Here is a 26,686-nt window from a genome sequence, read left to right on the forward strand (position 1 = left end):
ACCCACGGCTCATGCCCAAGATCAAGCGTCCCGACGACGAACGCGGCAATACCGACTTCATCGAGAGCCTCGATCGGGGCTTGCGGGTGTTCGAATTGTTCGGCGCACATTCGCGCCCGATGACGCTGAGCGATGTCGCCAAGGCCGCCGAGCTGCCGCGCGCCACTGCCCGGCGCATCCTGTTCACGCTGGAGCGCAAGGGTTATGTGACCAGCGACGGCAAGCTGTTCGCGCTGTCCCCGCGCGTCCTGGCGCTGGCCGGCTCCTATATGACCTCCAATCAGGTCGTCACCATCCTGCAGCCCGTGCTCGACAGCATCTCCAGCGCCGCGCAAGAGATTTCGTCGCTCGCGGTGCTCGAGGGCCATGAGGTGATCTTCGTCGCTCGCGCCAGCCCGGCGCGGGTGTTCTCCGCCGGCATCGATCTCGGCTACCGGCTGCCGGCATTCTGCTCGTCGGTGGGCCGCGCGATGTTGGGCAAGTATTCCAACGACGACCTCACCGCAGCGCTGGATGCCATGGACCTCGTGGCGATGACGCCCTTCACGGTAACCGACAAGGAACTGCTGAAGGCCACCATCATCACCGACCGCGAGAAAGGCTATTCGCTGGTCGACCGCGAGGCCGAGCCGGGCTTCCGCTCGATCTCGGTGCCGGTGCGGCGCTACGATGGCGCGATCGTCGCCGCCATCAATATGGGCGCCCATGTCGACCGCGTCTCCACCGGCGAGATGATCGATCGCTTCCTGCCGCTGCTGCGCGATGCCGCCAACTCCGTGAAGCCGCTGCTGCTTTGAATGCTCTACCCTCATCCTGAGGAGCGGCCACTTGGTCGCGTCTCGAAGGATGACCCCACACTCATGGTTCGAGACCGCGCCAAGCGGCGCCCCCTCACCATGAGGTCCGAGATTGAACACGCACCAGGAATTGTCGTCTCATGCCCCATATCGTCATCGAACACTCCACCGACGGTCATGGCGGCCTGTTCGACGCTACCAGCCTGATGCAGGCTCTGCATGACGCAGCCGCCGCCACCGGCGTGATGCAGGCGGCGGACATCAAGGTCCGCGCGATGGCCTATGCGGATTACCTGCTTGCCAGGGAGCGCGACGGCTTCTGCCATGTCACCGTGTCCATGCTGGAAGGCCGCACGCCCGCGCAGAAAGTGGCGGTGAGCGAAGAGCTACGTGCCGCGATGGTCAGGCTGCTGCCGCAGACCAAGAGCCTCAGCGTCGATATCCGGGATATGGACTCCGTCGCCTACAAGAAGCGGCTGAACGAGTAGAGCCGCGCTGACTGCCTTCTCCCGCCTGCGGGGAGAAGGTGGGCGCCGCGAAGCGACGACGGATGAGGGGGAGCCTCCGCAGGCGCAGAGCGAATGGAGAGCCCCCTCACCCGACTTCCACGCGCGCGTTGCAGTCGACCTCTCCCCGCAAGCGGGGAGAGGTAAGGCACTCCCCAAAACGAAACCGGCGCGGCATTCCCTGGGAATGCCGCGCCGTTCCCAATTCAGGTCGGCTGCGGTCACCTCATGGGCGACCGCGCCGGAGGTTCGCTTAGACCGCGTCCTTCGCAGCCTTGACCGGGCGAGCGCGCACGATCTTGCGGGCCGGCTTGGCCTTGAAGGTCATTGCTTCGCCGGTGAAGGGGTTGGTGCCCTTGCGTGCCTTGGTGGCGGGCTTCTTGATGACGACGAACTTGGCGAAGCCGGGAACGAGGAACACGCCGCTCTTCTTCAGCTCTTTGTAGCCGAGGGTCGCCATGGTCTCGATAACGCCCTTGACGTCCTTCTTCGAGAGCTCAGTGGTCTCAGCGATTTTCTCGATGAGCTGCGACTTCGTCATTTGGTCTGCCATTTTGCACCTTTTGGTTTGCCGTGATTCGGTGAGACAGACACTATGAGGAATCACGGGAAAAAACCCGTGCTCAATGAAATTTTCACAGATTTTGCCGGGAAAAATGGTGTTTTTTGACCACCAAACCCCGATTCGACTTGTACGGCAGGGTTTCGGGACCCTCGCAAGCGCAAAATACTTGAAACAAGGGGCCTACGGATTCGCCGCAGGCGCCGGAAACGCACCGCCAAAATCACCCCCGGATTGGCGCCCTCACCACATGGTCTGACGCGCCCTTTCCGGCCAGGCGCGATCATAGTCGACGCCCCCGACCCGGCGCTCGCTCATCTCGGCCAGGATCTCGCCAGGCGTCGGCAAGGTCCTGGGATCGATGCGCTTGTCCGGGTCCCAGAGGTCCGAACGGACAATGGCCCGGGCGCACTGGAAATAGATCTCCCCGATCGTCATCACGATGACTGTCCGCGGCGCCTTCTCCGCGACAGCGAAGGAGGCCAACAGCGCAGGATCGGCCGACAGATGGGCCTCGCCGTTGATACGCAGCGTCGTGCCGGAGCCCGGGATCAGGAACAGCAGCGCGATCCGCGGGTCTCGCACAATGTTGCGCAGGCTATCGACGCGGTTGTTGCCGCGGCGATCCGGCATCATGAGTGTCTTCTCGTCATGGATACGGACGAAGCCCGGCAGGTCGCCGCGCGGCGAACAGTCGAGCCCCTCGGGTCCCGATGTCGCCAGAGCGGCGAAGGGCGACACCTCGATCAGCCGGCGATATTGCGCCGTCACGCGATCCGCAACCTTGGCAGTGGAGGCTTCGCCGATATCATTGAACCGGCCGTAGATCGCTTCGAGCTGCTCGATGGTTTCGATCACCGACATGGCCACACTCCCCCGCCCGTATCTATTGACCCCTGATGACCCGTATCAGGTCATCCGCATGATCTTTCGCGACACCGATATTGTTGATCGTGACGTCGGCACCTGATGTCTCGACGCTGCGCTTGAGCCGGTCGCCGATCGGCCCATCGCTTGAGCGTCCCCGCGCCGCAAGGCGCGCCGCAAGCACTTCCGGCGGCGCCGTGATCGACACAACGACGACATCTTCATAGGCGGCACGTAGTGCCGGGATAACCGTCCGTGAGATATTGGCAACGACATTCCGGCCGGCGCGAAGCGCATCATCGATGGAGCGCGGAAGCGCATAACAAAGACCATGCGCTTCCCAGTGAACGGCGAAGGCGCCGCTGGCCTGTGCCTGACGGAACGCCTCCGGCGTGACCTGCGTATTATTCTCGAATTCCGACGCCTCGCGCGTGACCACGCGGCGCGTGAACACCACATTATCGTCATCCGCGCAGGCCGCCTGCGCCAGACCGATCAGCGTATCCTTGCCGGCACCGGACGGGCCGACCACCAGCACCAATCGGCCAGGGCCGATCCGGCCTGCCTGCGCTCCGGACATCGCCGCGGTGTCGGTCATGCCACGCGATGTCCTTCGCGCCAGACGCTGCGCACCACCGGCACATCATGCGCCACGTGAACGCGGATCACATCGGCGCGCTTGCCGACCGCGATCTCGCCGCGGTCCATGAGGCCAACGGCTTCCGCGGGCCGTTTGGTCACCGTGCGGATTGCACTGGCGAGATCGATCGATGGCACTTTCGTCGCGAGCTGCAAGGCGCCCATCAGAAGGCTCGACGGCACATAGTCCGATGACAGGATATCCAGCATGCCTTCACGTGCGAGATCGATCGCCGCGATATTGCCGGAATGCGAACCGTTGCGAACGACATTCGGCGCCCCCATCAGGATTCCGACACCGGCTCTGTGCAGGCCCTGCGCAGCCTCCAGCGTGGTCGGGAATTCCGCCACCGAGACCTTGTCTCCCACGGCTTCGGTCACGTTGTCTTCCGTGGTGTCGTCATGGCTCGCCAATGGAATATTTCGCTCGTGGGCCAGTGCCACGATCGCGCGCATATTGCCGGCCGCATATTGCTGCTGACAGGCCAGGCGCTGTGCGAACATCACATCGAGCTCGGCATCGCTCTTGCCGCCCTTGCCGCGATAATAGGTGCGCAGCTTCTCCTCATCGCGAAACTGGCGCTGGCCGGGCGTGTGGTCCATCAGCGACATCAGCCGGACGTTCGGCTTCTCCAGGAGTGCCTTCGCTTCCTCGACCACGGTCGGCATCGGAATCTCGCAGCGCAGATGCAGGAAATGATCCACCCGCAAGAGGCTGGCTTCCCCGGCAGAGGCAATGGAATCCACCAGCACGCCGGCATAGCTGTCGATCCCCTGGCTCGAATCCTCGCATCCGACCCGCACCGAGTCGAGCACCGTGGTAATGCCGGAGGTGGCAAGCTGACCATCATAGGAGACCACCGCGGCGATCGGATCCCAGAACACCTTCGGCCGCGGCATGAAATGCGCTTCGAGATGGTCGGTGTGCAATTCGACGAGACCCGGCATGATCAGATCGCCGCGCATATCCTCGCTGCCGCGCGGCGCATCGCCCTCGCCAAATTCAGCGATGCGACCGTCAACAAAGGCAATCCAGCCTTTGTCGATGACGCGGTCGGCAAGAACGATCCTGGCGTTGCCGATGACGGTTTCGGTCGATGATGCAGTCATGGTTCTCTTTCTCAGGCAGCAGCAGCGGCGAAGGATGCGACGTCCACCAGCCGGTCGGCAATCAGGTGCCGCACTTCGTCGTCATGCACAATGGCAACCATGGCAACACCGGCCCGTTTTTTCTCGGCGACCAGTTCGACGACCACCGCGCGATTGGCGGCATCGAGCGACGCAGTCGGTTCATCCAGCAACAGGATCGGTAGATCGGAGATAAAGCCGCGCGCGATATTGACGCGCTGCTGCTCGCCGCCGGAAAAGGTCGAGGGCGGCAGCTTCCACAGCCGCTCGGGAATGTTAAGGCGACGGAGCAACACGCCCGCGCGCGTCTGCGCTTCCTCGCGCGTCACACCAGCAGCGAGCAACGGCTCGGCGACAACGTCGATCGCGGCGACACGCGGCACCGCGCGCAGGAACTGGCTGACATAACCGATGGTGTCGCGACGCACATTCAGCACCTGCCGTGGCTCCGCGGTCGCGATATCGACGATGTCGCCGTTGTGGCGCACACCGATGGTGCCGCCATCGCAACGGTAATTGCCGAAAATCATTTTCAGGATCGATGACTTACCTGCGCCGGACGGTCCGGACAGCACCACGCATTCGCCGGGTGCCACATGAAACGACACATTGCGCACCACCGGCAGCCGAATGCCGTCCTGCAAATGCATGATGAAGGTCTTCTCGGCGTTGCGGATATCGATCATGGGAATCATCTTGACCTCACGCCGGCAGGATCGAGGAAACGAGCAGTTGCGTATAGGGCTCGCGGGGATCGTCGAGCACCTGATCGGTCAGGCCCGTCTCGATCACACGCCCGCCCTGCATCACCATCACACGATGCGACAGCAATCGCGCTACCGCGAGATCATGCGTCACGACGATGGCCGAGAGACCTAGCTCGCTGACCAGCGTGCGCATCATATCGAGCAAACGCGCCTGCACCGACACGTCCAAGCCACCAGTCGGTTCGTCCATGAAGACGAGCCGCGGTTCAGTGACGAGATTGCGCGCGATCTGCAGCCGCTGCCGCATGCCGCCGGAATAGGTCCGCGGCGCATCGTCGATACGATCAGGCGAAATCTCGACGCGCTCGAGCCAGGACGTCGCGGTGTCACGAATCTTGCCATAGTGGTTATGACCGACAGCCATCAACCGCTCGCCGACATTGGCGCCGGCCGAGACCGCCATGCGCAGACCCATCGCGGGATCTTGATGCACGAAGCCCCAGTCGGTACGGAACAGGAAGCGACGCTCGGCTTCGCCCATGGTGGCGAGGTCACGGGTCACGCCATCGCGCATTCGGTAGGAGACGGTACCGGTGCTCGGCGTCAACTGGCCGGAGAGAATCTGCAGCAGCGTCGATTTTCCGGAGCCGGACTCGCCGACAATGGCCAGCACTTCGCCGGAATAGAGCTCGAACGACACGTCACGACATGCCGCAAGACGGCCATAAGATTTTCCCAGGTTTGCCGCAACAAGCAACGGCTCGTCGCTGGCAGGCACGGGCGCGGCGCGGTGAGTTGAATTCGCTGTCACATCAAGCATTTGCGCTCTCCGCATAGGGCGCAGCATTCTCGCTGCCGCGGTGTCCCTGTGATTGCCGCGTTTCGCAGTAGTCGGTGTCGGAGCACACGAACATCCGGCTGCCCATGTTGTCGGTGACGATCTCGTCGAGATAACTATCCTCGGCATTGCACAGCGCGCAGCAGGCCTTGTGCTTGTAGGGCTCGAAGGGATGGTCTTCGAAATCCAGCGACACCACCGACGTATAAGGCGGGATCGCATAGATCCGCTTCTCGCGGCCGGCGCCGAACAGCTGGAGTGCGGCGCAGTTGTCCATCTTCGGATTGTCGAATTTCGGCGTCGGCGACGGGTCCATCACGTAGCGCGCATTGACCTTAACCGGATAGGCATAGGCCGTTGCGATATGGCCGAAGCGCGCGATGTCCTCATAAAGCTTCACATGGATCAGCCCGTATTCACCGAGCGCGTGCATGCGGCGCGTTTCGGTCTCGCGCGGCTCGAGGAAGCGCAGCGGCTCCGGGATCGGCACCTGATAGACCAGCACCTGATGCGCCTGCAGCGTCGCTTCGGGAATACGGTGCCGGGTCTGGATCACCGTGGCATCGCTCGTGCTCGTGGTCACCGCAACGCCTGCGGTCTTTTCGAAAAACTTGCGGATCGAGATCGCGTTGGTCGTATCATCCGAGCCCTGGTCGATCACCTTCAGCTTGTCGATGGGGCCGAGGATCGCCGCCGTCACCTGCACGCCGCCGGTGCCCCAGCCATAGGGCATCGGCATCTCCCGGCTGGCGAACGGCACCTGATAGCCGGGAATCGCGATGGCCTTGAGAATGGCGCGGCGGATCATCCGCTTGGTCTGCTCGTCCAGATAGGCGAAGTTATATGTCGGCGCGTTCATTCCGCGGCCTCCTGAAGAGCAACTGGCGTCTCGTTGGCGTCGGCGAACTCCTTGCGCAGCTTGCGGAGCAGGCCGAGCTCGGATTGGAAGTCGACATAATGCGGCAGCTTCAGATGTTCGACGAAACCGGTCGCCTGCACATTGTCGGAATGCGACATGACGAATTCCTCGTCCTGCGCCGGCGCCTTGATGTCCTCGCCGAGCTCACGCGCGCGTAACGTGCGATCGACCAGTGCCATCGACATCACCTTGCGCTCGCTCTGACCGAAGGCGAGGCCATAGCCGCGGGTGAAGCAGGGCGCCTCGGTATCCGAGCCCTTGAACTGGTTGACCATCTGACACTCGGTCAGCGTGATCGACCCCAGCGGCACCGCGAAGCCGACATCCTCGGCCAAGAATTCAACCTCGACCTCGCCGAGGCGGATTTCGCCTGCGAAAGGATGGTTGCGGCCATAGCCGCGCTGCGAGGAATAGCCGAGCGACAGAAGAAACCCTTCATCGGCGCGCGCGAGATTCTGCAGGCGCAGATCGCGCTCTGCCGGGAAGCTCAGCGCGTCGCGCGTGAGATCGCCAACCGGCTTCTCGGGGGCTTCCGCCGGCGACGCTTCGATCAAACCATCCCGGCCAAGAATATCGGTGACACGCGGCATCGCGCCCGGCTCTGCATCGGCCATGGCCGGCTGGTCGGGCGAGGATTCTCCGGTCAACACCGGATCGAGCAGACGATGCGTATAGTCGAAGGTCGGACCGAGCACCTGGCCGCCCGGCATGTCCTTGAAGGTCGAGGAGACGCGGCGGCGCACCTGCATCTGCGAGGTATCGACGGGCTCACTCGAGCCGAACCGCGGCAACGTCGCGCGGAAGGCGCGCAGCAGGAAGATCGCCTCGATCATGTCGCCACGCGCCTGCTTGATGGCCAGCGCCGCGAGCTCGCGGTCATACAGCGATCCTTCGGTCATGACGCGATCCACAGCGAGACCGAGCTGATTGGAAATCTGTGCCAGCGATACTTCCGGTACATCGCGATCACCCCGGCGCTCATGGGCCAACAGACGATGCGCATTCTCGATGGCGCGTTCGCCACCCTTGACGGCGACATACATGCTCAGCCCTCTTTCGCGACAAGGCGCGTAGTGCGCGGCAGCGCGACGATGGATTCGCCGGACACCAGCACAAGATCGATGCCGCGGGGAAACAGCGAGGCATTCAGCGCAAGACGATCCAGCAGGTCCGGCACGCCGATCGCGGCGCGCAGGATGATGGCACCGTCGATGCCGGGACCACGCAGCTCATAGGCCGGGCCTTCGGTCAGGCTCGCGACCTGTAGAACGATGGTCGTGGAGCGATCCGGATATTCGCCGGAGCCGAATGCAAAGTGCTCGAAGGACGGCAGCGCGGCAGCATCAGCCACCACGGCGAAGGCACACACGGCGGGATCGGCGATGACCGGCGCGCTGGTGTGAAACTTGATCCACTTGGCGACATCCATCGTCGCCGCCAGCTTGGCATCGAGCCAGACCGGCGTATCCTGATCGAACAGCGTCAGCGCGATGGCCGCAGCCCCGCGCATCATTGGCGCAGGCACGCCCGAAACAGCCAGGATCCGCTGCACGGTGCCGGGACGCGCCATCGCGTCCATCACCGAACGGAAGGTCGATTGCGCTGCAAGGACCTTGTCCGCGAAACCGGCCGGCATTTCCGCAACTGTCGTCATGATTAGCCCTCCCCGCGCACGAGCGTGTAGAAATCGACTTTGGTTGCCGCCGTCTCCGCGGCCTTGCGCCTGATGTCGGCGACGACGCGCGCACGCAGCGGCGTCAGCACCCTGGTCTCGACAGCTTCTGAAAATTCACTGGTCTGGATCAGCGCATCGCACAGCGCGATCAGGTGCGCCTTCGCGCCATCCCGGCCCAGCGTGTAGCCGAAGCCGACCTCGCCGCTGGATAGCCGCACGGCGGCGCGCGACACGGTCGCCTCGCCGAGATTGAACGGCGCGCCATCGCCGCCAATCCGGCCGCGCAGCATCACCAGGCCATTTTCGGGCTGGCGCAATTGTTCATGGGCCGGAACGGCCACCGTATCGAGATATCCGGCAATATCCGCCGTCTGCGAGTGCCCCAGCACCCCCATCGCTTCACGGCGCCGGGCCTGCTGGTCATTCGAGGGAACTGTGCTCATGGTCACCGCGATCCGCAACAAGTTGTATGATTTACTAGACAACTTTATAGGCCGGGGCAATGACCGTTTCGTGACAGCGGCGCGATTTTTCGCTAATGCGTGGTCGACATCATTCTAGGACCGACTTTTGTGACCATTCAGGAAAAGCCAACAGGCGTCGCACTTTGGCGGCACGTTGCCGACGGCATCGAGCGCGGCATTGCCGACGGGCGTTATCCGGCCGGCGACAAATTGCCCGGCGAGACGGAGCTGGCGGAGCTCTACCGCGTCAATCGACATACGGTACGTCGCGCGCTGGCGACGCTGGCCGAGCGCGGCCTCGTGCGCGCCGAGCGCGGCAGCGGCACTTATGTGGAAGCGCCGAAACTCGCCTACCCCTTACGCTCGCGTACGCGCTTCTCGGAAATCGCTGGCGCCGGCGGCCGCGAGCCACAGGCGCAACTGATCGGAGCCTGGGATGACGTCGCGACACGTGAACTGGCGCGGCAGCTTGGCCTCAAGACCGGTGCAAGGTTGATTCGCATCGAGGCGCTACGCCTCGCCGACAAGACACCGATCTGTATCGGTACCAACTGGCTGTCTGCCGAGCGCTTCCCGGATTTCGGCAAGATCTATGAGCGCGTGCGCTCGATGACCAAGGCGCTGGCGCATTACGGCATCAAGGACTATCGCCGAGCCTCAACGAAAGTCACCGCGGGAATCATCGATGCGACTGATGCGACACGGCTTGGCGTCGCGCTGGGGCGTCCGATTCTGATCGTCGATTCCATCGATGTGGATGCGGACGGTACGCCGCTGAGCGCCACGCATTCACGCTTCGTCGCCGAGCGCGTCGAATTCGTGGTCGATAGCGGCTCGCTGTAATCCTGCCCAACGAGATCAGAACGGGTCCGTGCCGAGACCCGGCACATCCGCGGGGCGCGGCCCCGGTGCCGGCCACAGGAAGCGGCGATCCTTTTCGGCAATGGCCACATCGTTGATGCTCGCCTCGCGGCGACGCATCAGACCACCCTCGTCGAACTCCCATTGCTCGTTGCCATAGGAGCGATGCCAGTTGCCGGCATCGTCGTGCCATTCATATTGAAAGCGCACGGCAATGTGATTGCCGTCGAAGGCCCATAAATCCTTGATCAACCGGTATTCGTGCTCCTTCGCCCATTTACGGGTGAGGAATTCGACAATCGCCGGGCGCCCCTGAAAGAACTCGCCGCGATTGCGCCAGACGCTGTCCTCGGTATAGGCGAGCGACACTTTCACCGGATCGCGCGAATTCCAGGCGTCTTCGGCCATGCGGGCCTTCTGGGCGGCGGTCTCTCGGGTGAAGGGCGGAAACGGTGGACGCGACATGGGACCCTCGGCTTTGCGATGTGCCGGGAGTGTAGCCGGGCCTTTCGCAGAGTCGACGCCGTTTCGCCTATCGGGCGATTGCTAAATCTGATCGGCCTTCATGGCGATGCGCAACGCCCTGGGAATCGGCCTGGCGCGGCCACCAGACACGAAGGCCACCTTCACCTTGGCTTCCAACAGCAACTCATCGCCGCGGCGGACTTCCTGATGCAGCGTGATCGAGGCGCCTTTCACATCCAGCGGCCGGGTCAGCACGTCGAGCAGATCGTCCATGCGCGACGGCTTGAGAAAATCGAGCTGCATCGACCGGACCACGAAGGCAAAGCCCGGCGCTTCGCTTTCGGCCTCGGCAAACAGCGCACGCTGATCAGCACCGAGCAATCGCAGATAATTGGTCCGCCCGCGCTCCATGAAGCGCAGATAGTTGGCGTGATAGACGATGCCGGAGAAATCGGTGTCTTCGTAATAGACACGCACCTGCATGCGGTGAATGCCGTCGGCAATAGTGCCGTCGAGATGGGAGGTCGCCGAAACCGTCATTGCGGGAAACCGTGAAAGGCGAGTGGCAAGACGTGATCGCGCGTCAATGGCGCAAGGATAACGGCCTCAGGCGCGGCCGGATCAATCCAGAGCGTTTCGGCGATCTCGGCCTGGGGCGCGATCGCGCCATCCACCTTCACCGCGTAAACGCTGGCCTGCACCTGCCAGCCCGGCTCATTGGCGGCAACGCTGTTGAACTGTCCGAGCGCTTGGGCAGAACCCGGCACCATTCGGCATCCCAGCTCTTCGCTGATCTCGCGCTCCAACGCGGCTAGATCGTCTTCGCCGGCATCGCGCTTGCCACCCGGCTGCATGAAGGCCTCGGTGCCACGTTTGCGCACCACCAGCATGCGTCCAATATCGTCGCGGATCAGCGCGGCTACAACGCCGATAATCTTGTCAGTCATCGCAGATCACTCCTCGTCGCTGGATCCAAACAGTCCGATCTGGCTCGCATCGCGCGTTGGCTCACTCAATCCGAGATGCCTGAAGGCATGCGACGTCAGCAATCGCCCGCGAGGGGTGCGCTGCAGATAGCCGCACTGGATCAGATAGGGCTCGATGATGTCTTCGATGGCATCCCGCGGTTCGGAGAGCGCAGCCGCCATGGTCTCGACGCCGACCGGGCCGCCGCCGTAATTCATGGCGATAGTGGTGAGATAGCGGCGATCCATGGCGTCGAGGCCGGCACTGTCCACTTCGAGCGCGCTCAGGGCATGATCCGCGATCTTGCGATCGATTGCGGCAGCGTCCGCAGCGGAGGCGAAATCGCGCACGCGGCGCAACAGCCGCCCGGCGATGCGCGGCGTGCCACGGGCGCGACGCGCGATCTCATTGGCGCCTTCCGGCGTCATGCCTATCTGCAGCACGCGCGCACCGCGGGTGACGATCTTTTCGAGTTCGTCGATGGTGTAGAAATTCAGCCGCAATGGAATGCCGAAGCGATCACGCAGCGGATTTGTCAGCAGGCCTGCGCGCGTCGTCGCACCGACGAGTGTGAATTTCGACAGCTCGATCTTCACCGAACGTGCAGCGGGACCTTCGCCAATGATGAGGTCGAGCTGAAAATCCTCCATCGCCGGATAGAGCACTTCTTCCACGGCAGGGCTGAGACGATGAATCTCGTCGATGAAGAGAACATCGCGCTCCTCGAGATTGGTGAGGAGCGCCGCGAGATCGCCGGCCTTGGCGATCACCGGCCCCGACGTGGCACGAAAGCCAACGCCGAGTTCGCGCGCGACGATCTGCGCGAGCGTGGTCTTGCCGAGCCCGGGCGGGCCGACGAACAGCGTGTGATCCAGCGCTTCGCCGCGCTTGCGCGCGGCATCGATGAATATCTGCAGGTTGGCGCGTGCCTGCGCCTGGCCGACGAAGTCGGACAGCGACTGGGGACGCAACGCGGTGTCGCCGACATCGTCGGAACGGCGCTCAGGCGTGATGACGCGATCAGTTGGGATGTTCATGATGCGACGTTACCACGGTGCAACGGTCGCGCGAACCACCAGCACAGGCTGGCTGGAATCACGGCAATGCTCGCGAGCAATACCGACAGCGACAGCGCCTGCGTGAGCGATCGAACGCCGGGCAAGATTATTGCCGAGGATTCCGAGGGTTGAATGAACATTCCAAGACCGATGAATCCGGCGATGCCGAAGGCCGCAGCGAGCCACGCCATCCAGATCGTGTTTTGCCCGGCATAGACGGCAGACAGCGCAAAGACGACGCCGGCACCGATTGACGGCAGCAGCGCCGCCAATGCAGCGACGAATGCCAGCAGCCACAGTGCAATCGAGACAAGCGATCTGAAACCATCGAGATCGGCGACAGAGAAAATCAGTTGAAGGATCGACGCACCGAGGGCGACCACCAGTAACGACACGAGCGCAGCCACGGATAGCGAACCGACAACACCGAAGATCGCGACAATGCCAATCACACGGGCGATCCTGGCAAGGCTCACTTCGCCAGTTCCTTCAGCCCGAGTTTGATCAATTGTGCTGTTTCCGCGCCCTCGCCTGCGCTGCGCGATGCTGCAGCAACGGCCGCCGCCGCCTGCGGCTGGCCATAGCCGAGATTGACCAGCGCGGAGATCGCATCCCTGACGGCGCCAGGCGCACGGTTGTCGTCCATCGCGCCGGCGAGTTGTGCGACCACCGGATCGACGGACGCAAAGGCCGGAGCCTTGTCCTTCAATTCGCTGACGATGCGCTCGGCCACTTTAGGACCGACGCCCGGCGTGCGCGCCACGGCCGTCTTGTCGCGCAGCGCAATGGCATTGGCGAGGTCCGACGGGGGCAGCGTACTGAGCACGGCCAGCGCAACCTTGGCGCCGACGCCCTGCACAGTCTGCAGCAACCGAAACCATTCGCGCTCCATATCGCTGCGGAAGCCAAACAGCTTGATCTGGTCTTCGCGGACATAGGTTTCGATGGAGAGCACCGCAGCTTCCCCCGCCTGCGGCAATGCCTGCAGCGTGCGTGCGGAACAATGCACCTGATAGCCGACGCCCTGCACATCGAGGATCACGTAGTCCTCGCCATAGCTGTCGATCAGGCCTTTGAGCTTGCCGATCACGCGCCGACGACCTTGAGGCGCAGTGCCATGCTCTGGCGGTGATGCGCATGGGTGATGGCGATGGCCAGCGCGTCGGCGGCATCGGCCGATTTCGGCTCGGCCTTCGGCAGCAGAATCTTCAGCATCACCTGGATCTGGTTCTTGTCGGCGTGGCCCGCACCGACCACAGTCTTCTTCACTTGATTAGGCGCGTATTCCGCGACGGCAATGCCGAACATTGCCGGCGTCATCATGGCGATGCCGCGCGCCTGGCCGAGCTTCAGCGTCGCGACGCCATCCTTGTTGACGAAGGTCTGCTCCACCGCAGCTTCGGCCGGCTGGAAATCGCCAAGGATCTTGGCGAGCCCCTCATGGATGCCAAGCAACCGGCTCGCCAGTGGCAAACTGTCCGGCGGCTCCACCGAACCGCAGCCGATATAGGTCAGCCGGTTGCCGTCGATCTCGATCACGCCCCAGCCGGTGCGGCGCAGGCCCGGATCAATGCCGATGATGCGGACAGGAGGGCGAATCGGAGGGTGTGTCATCCCACAGGAATAACGCCGGTCGGAACGGAACGAAATAGAAACGCGCGGCCGTCCCAAGGGAAAGAGAGGGAAGCTGAGCCCCTGCTCAGCCGCCCATCTTGGCCATCAGCGCGTCGGACACCTCGAAGTTCGCATAGACGTTCTGCACGTCGTCATGCTCGTTCAGGAGGTCCATCAGCTTGATCAGCTTTTCGCCCGTCTCGTCATCGACCGAGAGCGTGTTCTGCGGTTTCCAGATCACCGCGGCCTTGCGGGCTTCGCCGAATTTGGCTTCGAGCGCCTTGGCGACGTCGCGGAACGTCTCCTGCGAGGCATAGACCTCATGGCCGCCCTCGCCCGACACGACGTCGTCGGCGCCAGCCTCGATGGCCGCTTCGAGCATGTCGTCGGCGGAGGCCTTGTCGGCGTCATATTCGATCACGCCGACATGGTCGAACATGAAGGACACCGAGCCGGTTTCACCGAGATTGCCGCCGGATTTGGTGAAGTAAGAACGGATGTCGGAGGCAGCGCGATTGCGATTGTCGGTCAGCGCCTCGACGATGACGGCAACGCCACCGGGGCCGTAGCCTTCGTAGCGGATCTCGTCATAATTCTCGCCTTCGCTGCCGATCGCCTTCTTGATCGCGCGCTCGATGTTGTCGCGCGGCATATTCTCCTGACGGGCAGCGATCACGGCAGAGCGCAGCCGGGCGTTCATCGACGGGTCCGGCGTTCCCATCTTGGCAGCGACGGTGATTTCGCGCGCCAGCTTGCTGAACAGCTTGGACTTCTGGGCATCCTGCCGGCCCTTGCGGTGCATGATGTTCTTGAATTGGGAATGTCCGGCCATGCGGTCTCTCTTGAATCGTCTGGTGTCTTAAGGGCTGCGGCGCGGGGTTATAGGCCGCGAGATCGGCAAAATCAAAAATATGCGTCGAAATCTCGCAGGCCAAAATCGCCGCCGCTGCGATCCTTAACCCTCACTTCACATTCGGGTGCAAGAATACCCGCATAGATTGCAATCCGCGAGATTTGAATATGGCATTTGGACTGTTCCGCAGGAAGCAGCCCGATCTGGCTGTGCCGGTACTCGCCCCCGACAAAGCTGCGCCAATCGAGGCCCCCGCTGCTTCCGACAACGATTCCGCCCGCGACATCCTGGAGCTGCTGGAACTCGAGCTGGGGGCCCTGATCCGGCAGTTGGAGCGGGCGGCCACCTCGGTGGCCGGCGGCGCCGAATCGACCGCGGCGACTCTCTCCGCCATCCGCACCCGTACCGATGTACTGGCCGACCACAGCAGCGCCGCGCAATCCACCGCCACCACTTTCGCGCAGGCCGCCGACAAATTCACCCAATCGGCCGAGGGCATTGGCGCTCAGGTGCGCGATGCCAGCCGGCTCGCGGATGAGGCCAGCGCTGCCGCCCACGAAGCCAGCGCCAATGTGGACCGGCTGCGGGATTCCTCCGCTGCCATCAGCAATGTGCTCGAGCTGATCGCGCAGATTGCCCGGCAGACGACCATGCTGGCGCTGAACGCAACGATTGAGGCGGCCCGCGCAGGTTCCGCCGGCCGCGGCTTCTCGGTCGTCGCCACCGAGGTCAAGGCGCTGGCGGTGCAGACGCAGAATGCCACCGAAGAGATCCGGAAGAAGATCGACACACTGCAGCGCGACGCAGCGAGTTCGGTCGATGCCGTGCACCGCATTTCCGGCGCCATCGACGCGATCCGCCCGGTCTTCGCCAACGTCAACGGCGCAGTGGCCGAGCAGAACGCGACCACCAGCGAGATGTCGCACAATGCCACCACCGCCTCACAATTCATCGTTTCGGTCGGCAACAGCGCCGCGGAAATCGATAGCGCTGCCAGGGAAGCTGCGGCCCATGGCGAGCATGTTGCACAAGCCGGCCAGGCCGTGACGATGTTTGCCTCGAGGCTGAAGTCGCGCTGTGCGGTGCTGCTCAAACAGAGCGAGCGCGAAGACGAGCGCCGACGCGAAAAGCTGCCATGTCACCTGAACGTCCATCTTCAGGCGCGCGGGGGCCAATTCAGCGCCCCGGTCTATGAAATCTCGATGGACGGAATCCTGATCGGCGGGCCTGACGCAAACCGGCTTCCGCTCCACGATATCGTTACCGCCGAACTCAGCGAGGTCGGGCCGTGCCGCCTGCGCATTGCCGAGCATTCTCCCGCCGGCACGCAGGCGCGGTTCGTAGCGCCCGACGGCCACCTCGTCAGCCGCATAGAAGACCGGCTATGGGCGATCCATGACGAGAACACCGAATTCGTCACCCGCGCCATCGATGCAGGGGCCGCGCTCAACAAGATCTTCGCCGACGGCATCGCATCCGGCGCGATCAGCATCGAAGACATGTTCGACGAGACCTATGTCGAAATTCCAGGCTCCAATCCTGTGCAGTATCGCACAAAGATTCTCGGCTGGGCCGACCGCGTGCTGCCGGAATTCCAGGATGCATTTCTGGCAAAGGACAGCCGCATGGCATTTTGCGCGGCAATCGACCGCAATGGCTACCTGCCGGTGCATAACAGCATCTATTCAAAGCCGCAGCGCCCGGGCGATGTCGTCTGGAATACGGCCAACAGCCGCAATCGTCGCATCTTCAACGATCCGGCCGGGCTGGCCGCCGGCCGCAATACCCGCTCCTACCTGATCCAGAGCTATGCCCGCGACATGGGCAACGGCCAGACCGTGATGATGCGCGAGATCGACGTGCCGGTGCGTGTACAGGGCCGGCATTGGGGCGGATTCCGCACGGCGTACAAATTATGATTTGCGTTTGCACAGCTGGTTGCTATCTGACCCTGGCGCAGCCGCATGTTCCGTCTGTGCGTAGGTTTACAACCGAACCCGCCAAGACCTCCTAGCCGCCGCTGGTTCGGCCTTCCGCATTGTCATCTCCGCCGTATGAGCCGCCGCCATATCCGTATGGCGCGCTGTATCCGTATGGCGCGCGGTATCCATATGAACCGGGGCCGGTACCGAATCCGCGATAGACCATTCCCGGATCGCTTCCCTCATACCGCGCGTGAGAGGACATGATCCGTCGATGCTTGCTGGCAGCGCTATGCCCGTCTTTCGCCTGCGCGGTCCAGCTCGCAGTGCCGGCGATCAGTAAAGCGGCGCCCAACAGAATGAATTTATTCATCGCATTCTTCCCTGGTCAATGAGCCCCGCGACCTCAGATGCGCATGCTTGGCCCTCAAGGTAGCGCCAATCACGCGTAGTTGAATTTCGGCGGGTGGTACCCCGTCCTGCATGGATGGCGGCGGCTAGACTCATTGGGGCCATTCCCCCTCGCCGCGGGCCTGGAAGGCAGTGTCACACCGCTGACAATTGAGTCGGTCCATAACCGTGGACCCATTCGATGCCAGCGGAGCTGCCATGACCGAACATTCCTTCGACGACGCGCAAGCAATCCACGACCGCATTCGCGCAGAAATGCTGGACGGCTTCGACGAAGAACTCGAGCTCGAGATCGACGACGATCGTCTCGACGCCCTGACCAACGAAATGTCCGGCCACAGTCCGGCGGAGACCATCGAGCGGCGCCTCTATTTCAAGGAGCTGTTCCGTTTGCAGGGTGAGCTGGTGAAGCTGCAAAGCTGGGTGCAGCATAACAAGCTCAAGGTCGTGGTGATCTTTGAGGGCCGCGATTCCGCCGGCAAGGGCGGCGTCATCAAGCGCATCACCCAGCGGCTCAATCCCCGCGTCTGCCGCGTCGCTGCGCTTCCCGCGCCGAGCGAGCGCGAGCGCACGCAATGGTACTTCCAGCGTTACGTCTCGCACCTCCCCGCTGGCGGCGAGATCGTGCTGTTCGATCGTAGCTGGTACAATCGCGCAGGCGTCGAGCGCGTGATGGGATTCTGCACCGAGGATGACGTGGAGGAATTCTTCCGCTCGGTGCCGGAATTCGAACGCATGCTGGTGCGCTCGGGCATTATCCTGATCAAATACTGGTTCTCGATCACCGACGAAGCTCAGCATCTGCGCTTCTCGATGCGCATCGCCGATCCGCTGAAGCAGTGGAAGCTCAGCCCGATGGATGTCGAGGCGCGCACTCGCTGGGAGCACTACACCAAGGCCAAGGAAGCGATGCTCGAACATACGCATATTCCGGAAGCGCCGTGGCATGTGGTGCAGGCTGTCGACAAGAAGAAGGCGCGCCTGAATTGCATCGCGCATCTGCTCGAGCAGATCCCATATCAGGAGGTCGAGCACCCGCCGGTGACCCTGCCGGCCCGCGTCCGCAATCCCGACTATCACCGCACGCCGGTACCGGCCGAGATGTACGTGCCTGAGCGCTATTAAGCGCCGCGTGCAGCAGAGCTATCAGTTCGGCAATCATGCACAACGGCGCCGACTATTTTGTGGCCGGCGCCGTCGCCTCCGTACCTGGACCGATGCGCGCGACGAGGGCATCGGCGCGCTGTCTAATATTCCCGGGAAATTTCTCGCCGGTGCCGAGCCGGCTTTTCACGATCGAGGCCAGCTTGATAGCCTCCGCGATATGGCCGAGCGCATGCTCGGTCTCGGCCAGCGCGATCTGAAACCTGATGTTGTCGGGCTGGGCCTCGTAAGCCTTTCGCAACGGCCCGATAGCTTCATAGTTGCGGCCCTGGCGCTGCAGGTCTTCGCCATAATCGAGCTGCAGCATGGCGCTGTTCGGGATCATGGCGACGCCTGTCAGCAACGCCTCGCTCGCCTCCCTGTCACGCTTCGCGTCGCGGAATACCACCGCCAGCCGGCGATAGGCCACGATACTTCGCGCATTCTTGCCGAGCGCGGCCCGATGGGCGTCGATCGCTTCGTCCTTGCGGCCCATCGCATTCAGCACGAAGCCGAGGGAGTTGTAGCTGTTGTCGGAGTCCGGCGCGCGTTCGACGCCGCGCCGCACCGCCTCCAGCGCTTCCTCCGGCCGCTTCTGCGCCAGTAGCACGAAGGCCCTGGTGTATTCGGTCGCGGCGAATTCGGGATCCATGGCCCGCGCGCCCTCCGTCGCCTGCATCGCTTCGGCGATCTGGCCCCGGCCGAGGTAGATGTAGGTCCGCAAGTTCAAAGCGTATTTTTCCGCGTCCTTGTGGCCGCCTGCCAGGGCGACGGCAGTCAGGCGCATGGCGCTTTCCTCGTCGCCATACTCGCGAAAATAGATGCCCGCCGCGATTTCGGGATCGATGTGTTCCAGCAAGTTCAGCGCAGCCTTCCTGAAAAGATTCTCGGCGCCTTGCGCGGTTTCAACATCGATCAGCCCCTCGCGGCCAGGGGTCTGACGCAGACGAAGCCGCAACAGCTCCCTGCCGTCTTCATTGCGAGTGGTGATTTCACCGGAGATCTGAACGATCTTCTTTCCCAGCACCTTCTGGATCAGCGACTGGAACGACTTCAGGTCGATGTTTCCAGCCGGCGTTTCGATAGACGACAGAGCATCGATCAATTGCGTGTCACCAAGCGCAGTTTTGGGCTTCGCAGCATTGGAGGTGCGATTCAGGGCGGAGATTTCATCCAGCAGTCGCTGCGTTGCGGTCTCTGCCGTGTAGCCTGCGGCTTCCAGCGATTGCGGCACGCGCAGCGCGGTCATCACGATGCCGTTCTCGACCATCGCCTTGGAGACCACGATCACCGTCAGGACGATCGGCACAATAGTGACGAGGACGACGGCCAGCCCTTTGGCAAACATCACCAGCTCGGCAACCGTCCGCTCCCGGATCTGCGCTGCCAGATAGTCCCGGGTGCGGGCGTGAAGCCGGCGCTTTGCCTGCACGACCGGCCGGTCCGAAGCGGGAAGAGGTTGCTCGTGCTGAACCAGTCCTGATGACATCATATGGCCCCTGAATGAAATGAAGCGATAGGGCCGGAAGGCCCGCCGCGGCCATGCCGGGGCGGACCTTTTCGGAAGAGCTGCAACGAGAAATGCGTGAGCGAACCGCCGTCGGTGCAGCCTATCGAACCGAGCCGACGAGCTGTGCGGCAACCCTTTGGTGACCCGCGGCAGTGAGATGGATGTGATCACTCTGGGCCATGCCCGACTGCAATGCCGCTTTCACATATCCGTCGGCCTGAACCGTCTTGATGCCGCGCGCCTTCAGTTGCTGCTGGATGTTGGCGATGTTGGCCTGCCGCTGCGGCGGGGTGATGCCGCGACGGCCATCATTGCCACCGAACTGCAAGATGACCACCTTGGTTCCTTCAGGTACGCTGCTCGAGAGCCGCGACAGCATGCCTTGCGTGGTATCGCCAAATACGCCGGCATTCCTGACCTGAGTGCTCGAGCCCTTGGCCTTAAGCATGCGCTCCAGTTGCGCCGGATAGGCTTCTGAAGAACCGACGCCGTGCCCCTCGGTGTTGCTCGCGCCGAGGGCGACGACCTGCGCCGACGCGGACTGCATGACGCTCATGCCAGCGAGCAGCGTCGCGGCGAGGATCGCCGTTTTAAGTGATATCATGATTGTTCCCTCTGTCTGATCTGGACTGGATCGGCTCGATGCTCGGTGACCAACTTTGCAGCAAGCTGACAGAAGCAAGGAGGCACGGAACGACGTCACGTTCGTCCCCCAATTGGGTGAGTACGGCGTGGGACGTCGGGCCGTCAGGGAACCACGGCTAAGCCGCCGTCGACAGCTACCCGCGCGCACTGGTCCGAAGCCGGCGGTCGGACATGCGTCTAGGTCACCCAGAACTCCGGCACGGCCTGCGAGAGCCGGCCGCCCAGCCGCACCGGTGCGATGCGAGACGCAAGCCCTGTCTTGTCATCCGTCTCGACGGCGACGCCACTGAGCGTCGCCGGACCGAAGGCCGGTTCGAAGCGGCCGGAAGGAATGCCTGTGGTGAAACGACGTACCGGCTCTTCCTTCTGCATTCCGATCACAGAATCATAGTCGCCGGTCATGCCGGCATCGGTCATATAGGCCGTGCCGCCCGCTAGGATTTGGTGATCTGCCGTCGGCACATGCGTATGCGTGCCGACCACGAGGCTGACGCGGCCGTCGCAGAAATAGCCCATGCCCTGCTTCTCGCTCGAGGCTTCGCCGTGGAAGTCCACCACAATGGCATCGGCAGCCTCGACCAGCGGACAGGCATCGATCTCCTTGCCGACTGCGCTGAACGGATCGTTGAGCGGCTCCATGAAGACGCGGCCCATGGCGTTGATCACCAGCGCACGCGCGCCGTTCTTGGCGTCGATCAGCGCGGCGCCGCGGCCTGGCGTATGGCGCGGGAAATTCAGCGGACGGATCAGGCGCGGCGCACGCTCGATGAACACCAGCGCTTCCTTCTGATTCCAGGCGTGATTGCCGAGCGTCACCGCATCGGCGCCGGCATCTATGAGGTCGTTGTAGATCGTCTCGGTGATACCGAAGCCGCCGGCCGCGTTTTCGCCGTTGATGACGACGAGATCGAGCTTCCAGTCACGGATTAGGCCCGGCAGTCTGTCGAGGATCACCACGCGGCCGGTCTTGCCGACGACGTCGCCAATGAAAAGAATACGCAAGTCAGATGCTCCGAAAATCGATCGTCCGGGTCTCGGTTACCACATAATCCAGCGCCACGTCGTGCGGCTGCATCGGAATAGCCTCGATTTCCTGGGTGTCGAAGGCCACGCCCACGGAGATGAATGGCTTGATGGCGTGCAGTTGCGCGAAGGTGCGGTCATAATGCCCCGCGCCATAGCCAATGCGGTGGCCGGCGCGGTCGAAGGCCGCGAGTGGCACCAGCAGGATATCGGGGATCAGTCGTGGCGCCTCCGGTGCCGGTTCCGGAATGCCAAGCGAGCCGCGCACTAGCACATCGCTCGGGCTCCAGAGCCGGAACATCAACGGCTCATCACGGGCGACGATCGCCGGGAGCGCCAGCCGCACACCTCGGGCGGCGAGACGCTGCATCAGCGGGATCGGATCGATCTCGCTGCGGATGGGGGAATAGCCGGCGACGATGCCGCCGTCCCTGACGGGGAAAGGCAGCCCCCGCGCTGCGATGGCCTGCGCTGCAGCCGATCTTTCAGCCTCGCTCAGCGCCGTGCGGCGTGCCAGCGCGGCGATGCGGAGCTCAATCTTTGTCGGAGTGGGCGGCGTGTCGGACATGCCGCAGGATATGCTGTCCCCAGAGCCTGCGGAAGCGCAGGACCGGTTTTCACCAGCATCTTCGTCTCGAGAGGTTAAGAGGCGCGGCAAAAGCCACGCAAACGGCCAGAGCCGTCACAAAAGTAAAAGCGCGAAGCCACGATGGCCGTTGAAGCACTCGATCCCGGAGCACCTACGAAAGTAGGTGGGCACCATGTGACCAGATCCACGGACCTGGTCAGGGACAGTTCCCTGAAGGATCGATAAGGCCCCGGGGATATATGGCTCCTGACGCGCGACGCAGCCTCGCCTGCACAATGTAGGGGTTATCGAGCGGATGCGCCAGTGCCCGCTTGGCACCGAAGCCTGCGTTATCCAATAGCAACGCCGCCGCCGATGGTGCGGTTGAGCACCTGGGTGGTCTTCTCGATCCGCTCGGCCGCTGCATTCAGCGCCGCGGCAACTGCCGTCTGCGTCGCCCGTGCGCGGTCCGCAGCGACAACCCGGACATCGCGCAACGCTGTGAGCTCTTCCTGCAAGGCGCGGATCTGCTGATTGGCATCGACCAGTTCGTCGGCAATGGTCAGCGCCGCCATCACCGTCAACCGTGCATCGCCGATCTCGCCGAATTTGCCGCGCAGGTTTTCCACACGGGATTCAAGACTCTCCGCCAATCGCAGCAGCCGGGTTTCCTGACCCTCCTCGCAGGCCATGCGGTATTGCCGGCCATTGATGGTGACATTGACGTGGCTCATCTCGCTTCACTCATGCGCATTGTCCGCAGCCAGCACTGCGCGGATGGTGCCGATGGCGGTATCGAGCTTGTCGGCGATGTCGCGATTGGCGCGCTCCAGCCGCCGCGATTTCACCAGCGTGCCATCGAGCTCATCCGCCAGGCGAGACCGGTCGGCGCCCAGCGCCTGAATGCGGGTGGCCAGTTCATCCTCGTCGCGATCCGCTTCATGGCGGCGCTCCACGGCGCTTTCCAGAGCATCCAGCGCCGCCATCAACCGCCGCGTGGCGGCGTCGATCTCGGCCGCGCCATTACTGGCGGGATCGGAGGCAGAGAGATGGGCGGGACGTTCGACCATACTGGGTTACGCGGACCTTGGATGTGATGCGACCGGAGCTCAAAAACCACGGCTCCGCAAGCCTTTAGGCCCTGAAACTTAGGTTGCAAGCGAGCCGGACGCAACAAAGCTTAAAAGCTATGCACCGCAAAGCCGACAAAAACCGCCGGTATATATCCACAGACCAGAACTGTTCGGGAGACCTTGGACTCCCAGGAACCCAGATGCTATCCACCAGTTTCTCCTAAGCGATCCCAACATCTCGCTGCAGACCGCCCCTCTTGCGGACGCGAAATATTCCATTCCCTTCAATTTAGACGGAAACCGACATGGCGCAGGTTGATCACTCGAAAATGGCCAACGCGATTCGTGCCCTCGCCATGGATGGCGTGGAAAAGGCCAAATCCGGTCACCCTGGGCTACCGATGGGCGCCGCCGATATCGCCACCGTGCTGTTCACACAGTTCCTCAAATTCGACGCCGCCGATCCGCAGTGGCCGGATCGCGATCGCTTCATTCTCTCGGCCGGTCACGGCTCGATGCTGCTCTATGCCCTGCTCTATCTGACGGGCAACAAGGAGATGACGCTCGATCAGCTGAAGAACTTCCGCCAGCTGCATTCGAAGACCCCCGGCCATCCCGAGAATTTCCACACTTCCGGCGTCGAGACCACCACCGGTCCACTCGGCCAGGGCGTCGCGACTGCAGTCGGTTTCGCGCTCGCGGAGCGCATGCTCGCCGCTGAATATGGCGATGTGGTCGATCACTACACTTACGTGCTGTGCTCCGATGGCGACCTGATGGAAGGCATCAGCCATGAAGCAATGGCCCTCGCCGGGCATCTCAAGCTGTCGAAGCTGATCTTCCTGTATGACGACAATGGCATCTCCATCGACGGCCCGCTGTCGCTCGCGGACAGTGTCGATCAGGTCGCGCGCTTCAAGGCCCACGGCTGGAATGCCGTGCATGTCGATGGCCACGACCAGGTCGCCATCGCTGCCGCCATCAAGCAGGCGCAGGCATCCGACCGTCCGTCGATGATCGCCTGCAAGACCACCATCGGCTTTGGTGCACCAACCCGGGCCGGCACCTCGAAGGCCCACGGCGAACCGCTCGGAGCAGAAGAACTCGCAGGCGCCAAGAAGGCACTGGGCTGGGATTACGGCCCGTTCGAAGTGCCCGATGACATCCTGCAGGCTTGGCGCAATGTCGGCAAGCAGGGCGCGTCGGCGCATGCGGACTGGCAGAAGCGCTTCGATGCGCTTCCGGACGACCAGCGCAGCGAATTCATCCGCCGCAACGATCATGTTCGACCGGCAGCCATGGCCGACGCGATCCGCGCGTTAAAGAAGAAGCTGATCGCCGAGCCGCAGACCGTTGCGACCCGCAAGGCCAGCGAACTCGCGCTGGAAGCACTGGTCCAGGTCGTGCCGGAAATGGTGATCGGCTCCGCCGATCTCACGCCGTCGAACAACACCCGCACCAAGCACGCCATTGAGGTGAAGCCCGGCGACTTCAAGGGCCGCTACATCCATTACGGCATCCGCGAAATGGGCATGGCCGCAGCCATGAACGGCATCGCGCTGCATGGCGGCTTCATTCCTGCCGGCGCGACCTTCATGTGCTTTACCGACTATGCGCGACCGGCGATGCGCATCTCGGCGCTGGCCCAGATCCCGGTCATCTACATCATGACCCATGACTCGATCGGTCTCGGCGAAGACGGCCCGACCCATCAGCCGGTGGAGCATTTGGCCGCGATGCGCGCGATGCCGAACATGCGGGTGTTCCGCCCGGCGGATACGGTCGAGACTGCCGAATGCTGGCAGCTCGCGATGGAGAAGACCAACGGTCCGACCATGCTGGCGCTGTCGCGCCAGAACCTGACGCCGGTGCGCACCACGCATCATGACGACAATCTCTGCGCCGCCGGCGGCTATGAGCTGATCGCGGCCAAGGGTAAGGCCGCCGTGTCGATTTTCGCTTCCGGCTCGGAAGTCGAGATCGCCGTCGCTGCCCAGAAGCAGCTTGCCGACAAGGGCATCGCGACGCGGGTGGTGTCGGTGCCTTCGCTCGAACTGCTGCTGGAGCAGCCCGAAGAGCGCCTGAAGGCGATCATCGGCGACGCGCCAATCAAGATCGCCGTCGAAGCCGCGGTCCGGTTCGGCTGGGATGCCGTGATCGGCCACGACGGCACCTTCATCGGCATGAAGGGCTTCGGCTCGAGCGCGCCGGCGAAAGAATTGTACAAGCTGTTCGGTATCACCGCCGAAGCCGTCGTGGAGGCCGCGACCCGCAAGCACAACGCGGCTTAACTCTATTGGAACGCTGGTAATTTGACACATTGCACCAGCGTTCCATTCAGGGCATGAAACGCCCGTCACACGTCACTATATGAAGGCCCTCACGCGAGGTTTGAGCCTATTAAAAGGGAGAAGTTGAATGGCAGTCCGGGTTTCGATCAACGGTTTTGGCCGCATCGGCCGCAACGTCCTGCGGGCGATCTACGAGTCCAAGCGCACCGACATCGAAGTCGTCGCCATCAACGATCTCGGCCCGGTTGAAACCAACGCCCATCTGCTGCGCTTCGACAGCGTGCATGGCCGCTTCCCCGGCGAAGTTACCGTGGATGGCGACAGCATCCAGCTCGGCAACGGCAACAAGATCAAGGTCACCGCAGTGCGCGATCCGAACACGCTGCCGTGGAAGGATCTCGGTATCGACATCGCGCTCGAATGCACGGGAATCTTCAGCGCCAAGGCGAAGGCCTCCTCGCATCTGACCGCTGGCGCCAAGCGCGTGCTGGTCTCGGCACCGTCGGACGGCGCTGACGCAACGATCGTCTACGGCGTCAACCACAAGACACTCACCAAGGAGCATCTAGTCGTCTCCAACGGCTCGTGCACGACCAATTGCCTCGCGCCGGTCGCCAAGGTGCTGAACGAAACTGTCGGCATCGAGACCGGCTTCATGACCACGATCCACGCTTACACCGGCGACCAGCCGACGCTGGACACGCTGCACAGCGATCTCTATCGCGGCCGTGCGGCTGCGATGTCGATGATCCCGACCTCGACCGGCGCTGCGAAGGCCATCGGCCTCGTGATGCCCGAACTTGCCGGCAAGCTCGACGGCGTTTCGATCCGCGTGCCGACCCCGAACGTTTCGGTGGTCGATCTCAAGATCATCGCCAAGAAGTCGACCACCAAGGAAGAGATCAACGAAGCCATCAAGAAGGCTGCCGCCGGCGAACTGAAGGGTGTCCTTGGCACCACCAGCCATCCGAACGTCTCGATCGACTTCAACCACGACCCGCATTCGTCGACCTTCGCCTTCGACCAGACCAAGGTGCAGAACGGCACGCTGGTGCGCGTGCTCTCCTGGTACGACAACGAATGGGGCTTCTCCAACCGCATGGCCGACACAGCCGTTGCGATGGGCAAGCTGCTGTAAGCAGAGCGACTGCTCATGGTTCGAAGCGCGCGCCTTCTGGCGC

31 protein-coding genes and 1 other RNA gene are annotated in these 26,686 nt (G+C 63.0%); 7 read left to right on the forward strand and 25 right to left on the reverse strand.

Annotated elements, in window-relative coordinates; translation table 11 throughout:
• The first annotated feature begins 11 nt into the window (after window positions 1–11).
• Complete coding sequence (locus tag ACEK02_RS25500; protein WP_371424286.1) at window positions 12–797, forward strand: IclR family transcriptional regulator C-terminal domain-containing protein; 786 nt, start codon at window positions 12–14, stop codon at window positions 795–797.
• A gap of 140 nt (window positions 798–937) precedes the next feature.
• Window positions 938–1,285 carry a 5-carboxymethyl-2-hydroxymuconate Delta-isomerase gene (locus ACEK02_RS25505; RefSeq protein WP_371424287.1) on the forward strand — a complete coding sequence of 116 codons (348 nt, stop codon included), beginning with the start codon at window positions 938–940 and terminating at the stop codon, window positions 1,283–1,285.
• Window positions 1,286–1,556: 271 nt separating this feature from the next.
• Here ACEK02_RS25505 and ACEK02_RS25510 read toward each other — a convergent pair whose 3' ends face one another.
• The 10 genes from ACEK02_RS25510 to phnG form a co-directional block, all read right to left on the reverse strand.
• Window positions 1,557–1,856, reverse strand: a complete 300-nt coding sequence (locus ACEK02_RS25510; RefSeq protein ID WP_068735221.1) for an HU family DNA-binding protein — start codon at window positions 1,854–1,856, stop codon at window positions 1,557–1,559.
• A 252-nt stretch (window positions 1,857–2,108) separates the two neighbouring features.
• Window positions 2,109–2,729 carry a pyridoxamine 5'-phosphate oxidase family protein gene (locus ACEK02_RS25515; protein ID WP_371424288.1) on the reverse strand — a complete coding sequence of 207 codons (621 nt, stop codon included), beginning with the start codon at window positions 2,727–2,729 and terminating at the stop codon, window positions 2,109–2,111.
• A gap of 22 nt (window positions 2,730–2,751) precedes the next feature.
• Window positions 2,752–3,330 carry a phosphonate metabolism protein/1,5-bisphosphokinase (PRPP-forming) PhnN gene (phnN, locus tag ACEK02_RS25520; RefSeq protein WP_371424289.1) on the reverse strand — a complete coding sequence of 193 codons (579 nt, stop codon included), beginning with the start codon at window positions 3,328–3,330 and terminating at the stop codon, window positions 2,752–2,754.
• On the reverse strand, window positions 3,327–4,481 hold the full coding sequence (locus tag ACEK02_RS25525; protein WP_371424290.1) for an alpha-D-ribose 1-methylphosphonate 5-triphosphate diphosphatase: 1,155 nt from the start codon (window positions 4,479–4,481) through the stop codon (window positions 3,327–3,329). The genes phnN and ACEK02_RS25525 overlap by 4 nt, the downstream gene beginning before the upstream one ends.
• A gap of 11 nt (window positions 4,482–4,492) precedes the next feature.
• Window positions 4,493–5,194, reverse strand: coding sequence for a phosphonate C-P lyase system protein PhnL (gene phnL, locus ACEK02_RS25530; protein ID WP_371424291.1), 702 nt, complete (start codon window positions 5,192–5,194; stop codon window positions 4,493–4,495).
• Window positions 5,195–5,201: 7 nt separating this feature from the next.
• Window positions 5,202–6,026, reverse strand: coding sequence for a phosphonate C-P lyase system protein PhnK (phnK, locus tag ACEK02_RS25535; RefSeq protein ID WP_371424292.1), 825 nt, complete (start codon window positions 6,024–6,026; stop codon window positions 5,202–5,204).
• Window positions 6,019–6,903 carry an alpha-D-ribose 1-methylphosphonate 5-phosphate C-P-lyase PhnJ gene (locus ACEK02_RS25540; protein ID WP_371424293.1) on the reverse strand — a complete coding sequence of 295 codons (885 nt, stop codon included), beginning with the start codon at window positions 6,901–6,903 and terminating at the stop codon, window positions 6,019–6,021. The genes phnK and ACEK02_RS25540 overlap by 8 nt, the downstream gene beginning before the upstream one ends.
• Window positions 6,900–8,006 carry a carbon-phosphorus lyase complex subunit PhnI gene (locus tag ACEK02_RS25545; RefSeq protein WP_371424294.1) on the reverse strand — a complete coding sequence of 369 codons (1,107 nt, stop codon included), beginning with the start codon at window positions 8,004–8,006 and terminating at the stop codon, window positions 6,900–6,902. The genes ACEK02_RS25540 and ACEK02_RS25545 overlap by 4 nt, the downstream gene beginning before the upstream one ends.
• Before the next feature lie 2 nt (window positions 8,007–8,008).
• Window positions 8,009–8,617, reverse strand: a complete 609-nt coding sequence (gene phnH, locus ACEK02_RS25550) for a phosphonate C-P lyase system protein PhnH (RefSeq protein ID WP_371424295.1) — start codon at window positions 8,615–8,617, stop codon at window positions 8,009–8,011.
• Between the two features lie 2 nt (window positions 8,618–8,619).
• On the reverse strand, window positions 8,620–9,081 hold the full coding sequence (gene phnG / locus ACEK02_RS25555) for a phosphonate C-P lyase system protein PhnG (RefSeq protein WP_371424417.1): 462 nt from the start codon (window positions 9,079–9,081) through the stop codon (window positions 8,620–8,622).
• 129 nt (window positions 9,082–9,210) lie between these two features.
• Here phnG and phnF point away from each other — a divergent pair, with 129 nt between their 5' ends.
• The gene (gene phnF, locus ACEK02_RS25560; RefSeq protein WP_371424296.1) at window positions 9,211–9,945 is read left to right on the forward strand and encodes a phosphonate metabolism transcriptional regulator PhnF; all 735 of its coding nucleotides are present in this window, start codon (window positions 9,211–9,213) and stop codon (window positions 9,943–9,945) included.
• A gap of 15 nt (window positions 9,946–9,960) precedes the next feature.
• Here phnF and ACEK02_RS25565 read toward each other — a convergent pair whose 3' ends face one another.
• The 8 genes from ACEK02_RS25565 to ACEK02_RS25600 all read right to left on the reverse strand — a co-directional run bounded on the left by ACEK02_RS25565 (window position 9,961) and on the right by ACEK02_RS25600 (window position 14,898).
• On the reverse strand, window positions 9,961–10,428 hold the full coding sequence (locus tag ACEK02_RS25565) for a DUF1348 family protein (RefSeq protein WP_371424297.1): 468 nt from the start codon (window positions 10,426–10,428) through the stop codon (window positions 9,961–9,963).
• Between the two features lie 81 nt (window positions 10,429–10,509).
• Window positions 10,510–10,968 (reverse strand): tol-pal system-associated acyl-CoA thioesterase, encoded by a 459-nt coding sequence (gene ybgC, locus ACEK02_RS25570; protein WP_371424298.1) that lies wholly within the window; start codon window positions 10,966–10,968, stop codon window positions 10,510–10,512.
• The gene (locus ACEK02_RS25575) at window positions 10,965–11,375 is read right to left on the reverse strand and encodes an NUDIX domain-containing protein (protein WP_371424299.1); all 411 of its coding nucleotides are present in this window, start codon (window positions 11,373–11,375) and stop codon (window positions 10,965–10,967) included. The genes ybgC and ACEK02_RS25575 overlap by 4 nt, the downstream gene beginning before the upstream one ends.
• 6 nt (window positions 11,376–11,381) lie before the next feature.
• On the reverse strand, window positions 11,382–12,431 hold the full coding sequence (ruvB, locus tag ACEK02_RS25580; RefSeq protein ID WP_371424300.1) for a Holliday junction branch migration DNA helicase RuvB: 1,050 nt from the start codon (window positions 12,429–12,431) through the stop codon (window positions 11,382–11,384).
• Window positions 12,428–12,928, reverse strand: coding sequence for a hypothetical protein (locus ACEK02_RS25585; RefSeq protein ID WP_371424301.1), 501 nt, complete (start codon window positions 12,926–12,928; stop codon window positions 12,428–12,430). Before ACEK02_RS25585 ends, ruvB begins: the two co-directional genes overlap by 4 nt.
• Window positions 12,925–13,542, reverse strand: a complete 618-nt coding sequence (ruvA, locus tag ACEK02_RS25590; protein ID WP_371424302.1) for a Holliday junction branch migration protein RuvA — start codon at window positions 13,540–13,542, stop codon at window positions 12,925–12,927. The genes ACEK02_RS25585 and ruvA overlap by 4 nt, the downstream gene beginning before the upstream one ends.
• Window positions 13,539–14,066: a crossover junction endodeoxyribonuclease RuvC gene (gene ruvC / locus ACEK02_RS25595; RefSeq protein ID WP_371424303.1), complete on the reverse strand. Its 528-nt coding sequence runs from the start codon at window positions 14,064–14,066 to the stop codon at window positions 13,539–13,541. The genes ruvA and ruvC overlap by 4 nt, the downstream gene beginning before the upstream one ends.
• A gap of 85 nt (window positions 14,067–14,151) precedes the next feature.
• A complete protein-coding gene (locus ACEK02_RS25600; RefSeq protein WP_371424304.1) occupies window positions 14,152–14,898 on the reverse strand; it encodes a YebC/PmpR family DNA-binding transcriptional regulator in 747 nt (248 codons plus the stop codon).
• Between the two features lie 188 nt (window positions 14,899–15,086).
• Between ACEK02_RS25600 and ACEK02_RS25605 the strand changes: the two genes are divergently transcribed.
• Entirely contained in the window at window positions 15,087–16,838 is a 1,752-nt protein-coding gene (locus ACEK02_RS25605; protein ID WP_371424305.1) for a methyl-accepting chemotaxis protein, read from the forward strand.
• Window positions 16,839–17,450: 612 nt separating this feature from the next.
• Window positions 17,451–18,377 carry a polyphosphate kinase 2 gene (gene ppk2, locus ACEK02_RS25610; protein WP_371424306.1) on the forward strand — a complete coding sequence of 309 codons (927 nt, stop codon included), beginning with the start codon at window positions 17,451–17,453 and terminating at the stop codon, window positions 18,375–18,377.
• Window positions 18,378–18,429: 52 nt separating this feature from the next.
• Here ppk2 and ACEK02_RS25615 read toward each other — a convergent pair whose 3' ends face one another.
• The 7 genes from ACEK02_RS25615 to ACEK02_RS25645 form a co-directional block, all read right to left on the reverse strand.
• The gene (locus tag ACEK02_RS25615) at window positions 18,430–19,884 is read right to left on the reverse strand and encodes a tetratricopeptide repeat protein (RefSeq protein ID WP_371424307.1); all 1,455 of its coding nucleotides are present in this window, start codon (window positions 19,882–19,884) and stop codon (window positions 18,430–18,432) included.
• A 121-nt stretch (window positions 19,885–20,005) separates the two neighbouring features.
• On the reverse strand, window positions 20,006–20,509 hold the full coding sequence (locus ACEK02_RS25620) for a GDSL-type esterase/lipase family protein (RefSeq protein ID WP_371424308.1): 504 nt from the start codon (window positions 20,507–20,509) through the stop codon (window positions 20,006–20,008).
• Window positions 20,510–20,727: 218 nt separating this feature from the next.
• A complete protein-coding gene (locus ACEK02_RS25625; RefSeq protein ID WP_371424309.1) occupies window positions 20,728–21,552 on the reverse strand; it encodes a TIGR00282 family metallophosphoesterase in 825 nt (274 codons plus the stop codon).
• Between the two features lies 1 nt (window position 21,553).
• Window positions 21,554–22,141, reverse strand: coding sequence for a 5-formyltetrahydrofolate cyclo-ligase (locus ACEK02_RS25630; RefSeq protein ID WP_371424310.1), 588 nt, complete (start codon window positions 22,139–22,141; stop codon window positions 21,554–21,556).
• Between the two features lie 129 nt (window positions 22,142–22,270).
• Window positions 22,271–22,430: non-coding RNA, 6S RNA (ssrS, locus tag ACEK02_RS25635), on the reverse strand.
• Window positions 22,431–22,491: 61 nt separating this feature from the next.
• Entirely contained in the window at window positions 22,492–22,875 is a 384-nt protein-coding gene (locus tag ACEK02_RS25640; RefSeq protein ID WP_115030146.1) for a cell division protein ZapA, read from the reverse strand.
• 6 nt (window positions 22,876–22,881) lie between these two features.
• Complete coding sequence (locus tag ACEK02_RS25645) at window positions 22,882–23,211, reverse strand: DUF4164 domain-containing protein (RefSeq protein ID WP_371424311.1); 330 nt, start codon at window positions 23,209–23,211, stop codon at window positions 22,882–22,884.
• 308 nt (window positions 23,212–23,519) lie between these two features.
• Here ACEK02_RS25645 and tkt point away from each other — a divergent pair, with 308 nt between their 5' ends.
• Window positions 23,520–25,505, forward strand: coding sequence for a transketolase (gene tkt, locus ACEK02_RS25650; RefSeq protein WP_371424312.1), 1,986 nt, complete (start codon window positions 23,520–23,522; stop codon window positions 25,503–25,505).
• 127 nt (window positions 25,506–25,632) lie between these two features.
• Window positions 25,633–26,643, forward strand: coding sequence for a type I glyceraldehyde-3-phosphate dehydrogenase (gap, locus tag ACEK02_RS25655; RefSeq protein WP_371424313.1), 1,011 nt, complete (start codon window positions 25,633–25,635; stop codon window positions 26,641–26,643).
• Window positions 26,644–26,686 lie beyond the last annotated feature (43 nt).

Source organism: Tardiphaga sp., assembly GCF_041424195.1.
In the GTDB taxonomy this organism is placed as follows: domain Bacteria; phylum Pseudomonadota; class Alphaproteobacteria; order Rhizobiales; family Xanthobacteraceae; genus Tardiphaga.

Excerpts from the sequence above, each read along its gene's own strand:
- ACEK02_RS25500 (WP_371424286.1), top strand. The coding sequence starts at position 12 with ATGCCCAAGATCAAGCGTCCCGACGACGAACGCGGCAATACCGACTTC.
- ACEK02_RS25505 (WP_371424287.1), top strand. The coding sequence starts at position 938 with ATGCCCCATATCGTCATCGAACACTCCACCGACGGTCATGGCGGCCTG.
- ACEK02_RS25510 (WP_068735221.1), bottom strand. The coding sequence starts at position 1,856 with ATGGCAGACCAAATGACGAAGTCGCAGCTCATCGAGAAAATCGCTGAG.
- ACEK02_RS25515 (WP_371424288.1), bottom strand. The coding sequence starts at position 2,729 with ATGTCGGTGATCGAAACCATCGAGCAGCTCGAAGCGATCTACGGCCGG.
- phnN (WP_371424289.1), bottom strand. The coding sequence starts at position 3,330 with ATGACCGACACCGCGGCGATGTCCGGAGCGCAGGCAGGCCGGATCGGC.
- ACEK02_RS25525 (WP_371424290.1), bottom strand. The coding sequence starts at position 4,481 with ATGACTGCATCATCGACCGAAACCGTCATCGGCAACGCCAGGATCGTT.
- phnL (WP_371424291.1), bottom strand. The coding sequence starts at position 5,194 with ATGATTCCCATGATCGATATCCGCAACGCCGAGAAGACCTTCATCATG.
- phnK (WP_371424292.1), bottom strand. The coding sequence starts at position 6,026 with ATGCTTGATGTGACAGCGAATTCAACTCACCGCGCCGCGCCCGTGCCT.
- ACEK02_RS25540 (WP_371424293.1), bottom strand. The coding sequence starts at position 6,903 with ATGAACGCGCCGACATATAACTTCGCCTATCTGGACGAGCAGACCAAG.
- ACEK02_RS25545 (WP_371424294.1), bottom strand. The coding sequence starts at position 8,006 with ATGTATGTCGCCGTCAAGGGTGGCGAACGCGCCATCGAGAATGCGCAT.
- phnH (WP_371424295.1), bottom strand. The coding sequence starts at position 8,617 with ATGACGACAGTTGCGGAAATGCCGGCCGGTTTCGCGGACAAGGTCCTT.
- phnG (WP_371424417.1), bottom strand. The coding sequence starts at position 9,081 with ATGAGCACAGTTCCCTCGAATGACCAGCAGGCCCGGCGCCGTGAAGCG.
- ACEK02_RS25565 (WP_371424297.1), bottom strand. The coding sequence starts at position 10,428 with ATGTCGCGTCCACCGTTTCCGCCCTTCACCCGAGAGACCGCCGCCCAG.
- ybgC (WP_371424298.1), bottom strand. The coding sequence starts at position 10,968 with ATGACGGTTTCGGCGACCTCCCATCTCGACGGCACTATTGCCGACGGC.
- ACEK02_RS25575 (WP_371424299.1), bottom strand. The coding sequence starts at position 11,375 with ATGACTGACAAGATTATCGGCGTTGTAGCCGCGCTGATCCGCGACGAT.
- ruvB (WP_371424300.1), bottom strand. The coding sequence starts at position 12,431 with ATGAACATCCCAACTGATCGCGTCATCACGCCTGAGCGCCGTTCCGAC.
- ruvC (WP_371424303.1), bottom strand. The coding sequence starts at position 14,066 with ATGACACACCCTCCGATTCGCCCTCCTGTCCGCATCATCGGCATTGAT.
- ACEK02_RS25600 (WP_371424304.1), bottom strand. The coding sequence starts at position 14,898 with ATGGCCGGACATTCCCAATTCAAGAACATCATGCACCGCAAGGGCCGG.
- ACEK02_RS25605 (WP_371424305.1), top strand. The coding sequence starts at position 15,087 with ATGGCATTTGGACTGTTCCGCAGGAAGCAGCCCGATCTGGCTGTGCCG.
- ppk2 (WP_371424306.1), top strand. The coding sequence starts at position 17,451 with ATGACCGAACATTCCTTCGACGACGCGCAAGCAATCCACGACCGCATT.
- ACEK02_RS25615 (WP_371424307.1), bottom strand. The coding sequence starts at position 19,884 with ATGTCATCAGGACTGGTTCAGCACGAGCAACCTCTTCCCGCTTCGGAC.
- ACEK02_RS25620 (WP_371424308.1), bottom strand. The coding sequence starts at position 20,509 with ATGATATCACTTAAAACGGCGATCCTCGCCGCGACGCTGCTCGCTGGC.
- ACEK02_RS25630 (WP_371424310.1), bottom strand. The coding sequence starts at position 22,141 with ATGTCCGACACGCCGCCCACTCCGACAAAGATTGAGCTCCGCATCGCC.
- ACEK02_RS25640 (WP_115030146.1), bottom strand. The coding sequence starts at position 22,875 with ATGAGCCACGTCAATGTCACCATCAATGGCCGGCAATACCGCATGGCC.
- ACEK02_RS25645 (WP_371424311.1), bottom strand. The coding sequence starts at position 23,211 with ATGGTCGAACGTCCCGCCCATCTCTCTGCCTCCGATCCCGCCAGTAAT.
- tkt (WP_371424312.1), top strand. The coding sequence starts at position 23,520 with ATGGCGCAGGTTGATCACTCGAAAATGGCCAACGCGATTCGTGCCCTC.
- gap (WP_371424313.1), top strand. The coding sequence starts at position 25,633 with ATGGCAGTCCGGGTTTCGATCAACGGTTTTGGCCGCATCGGCCGCAAC.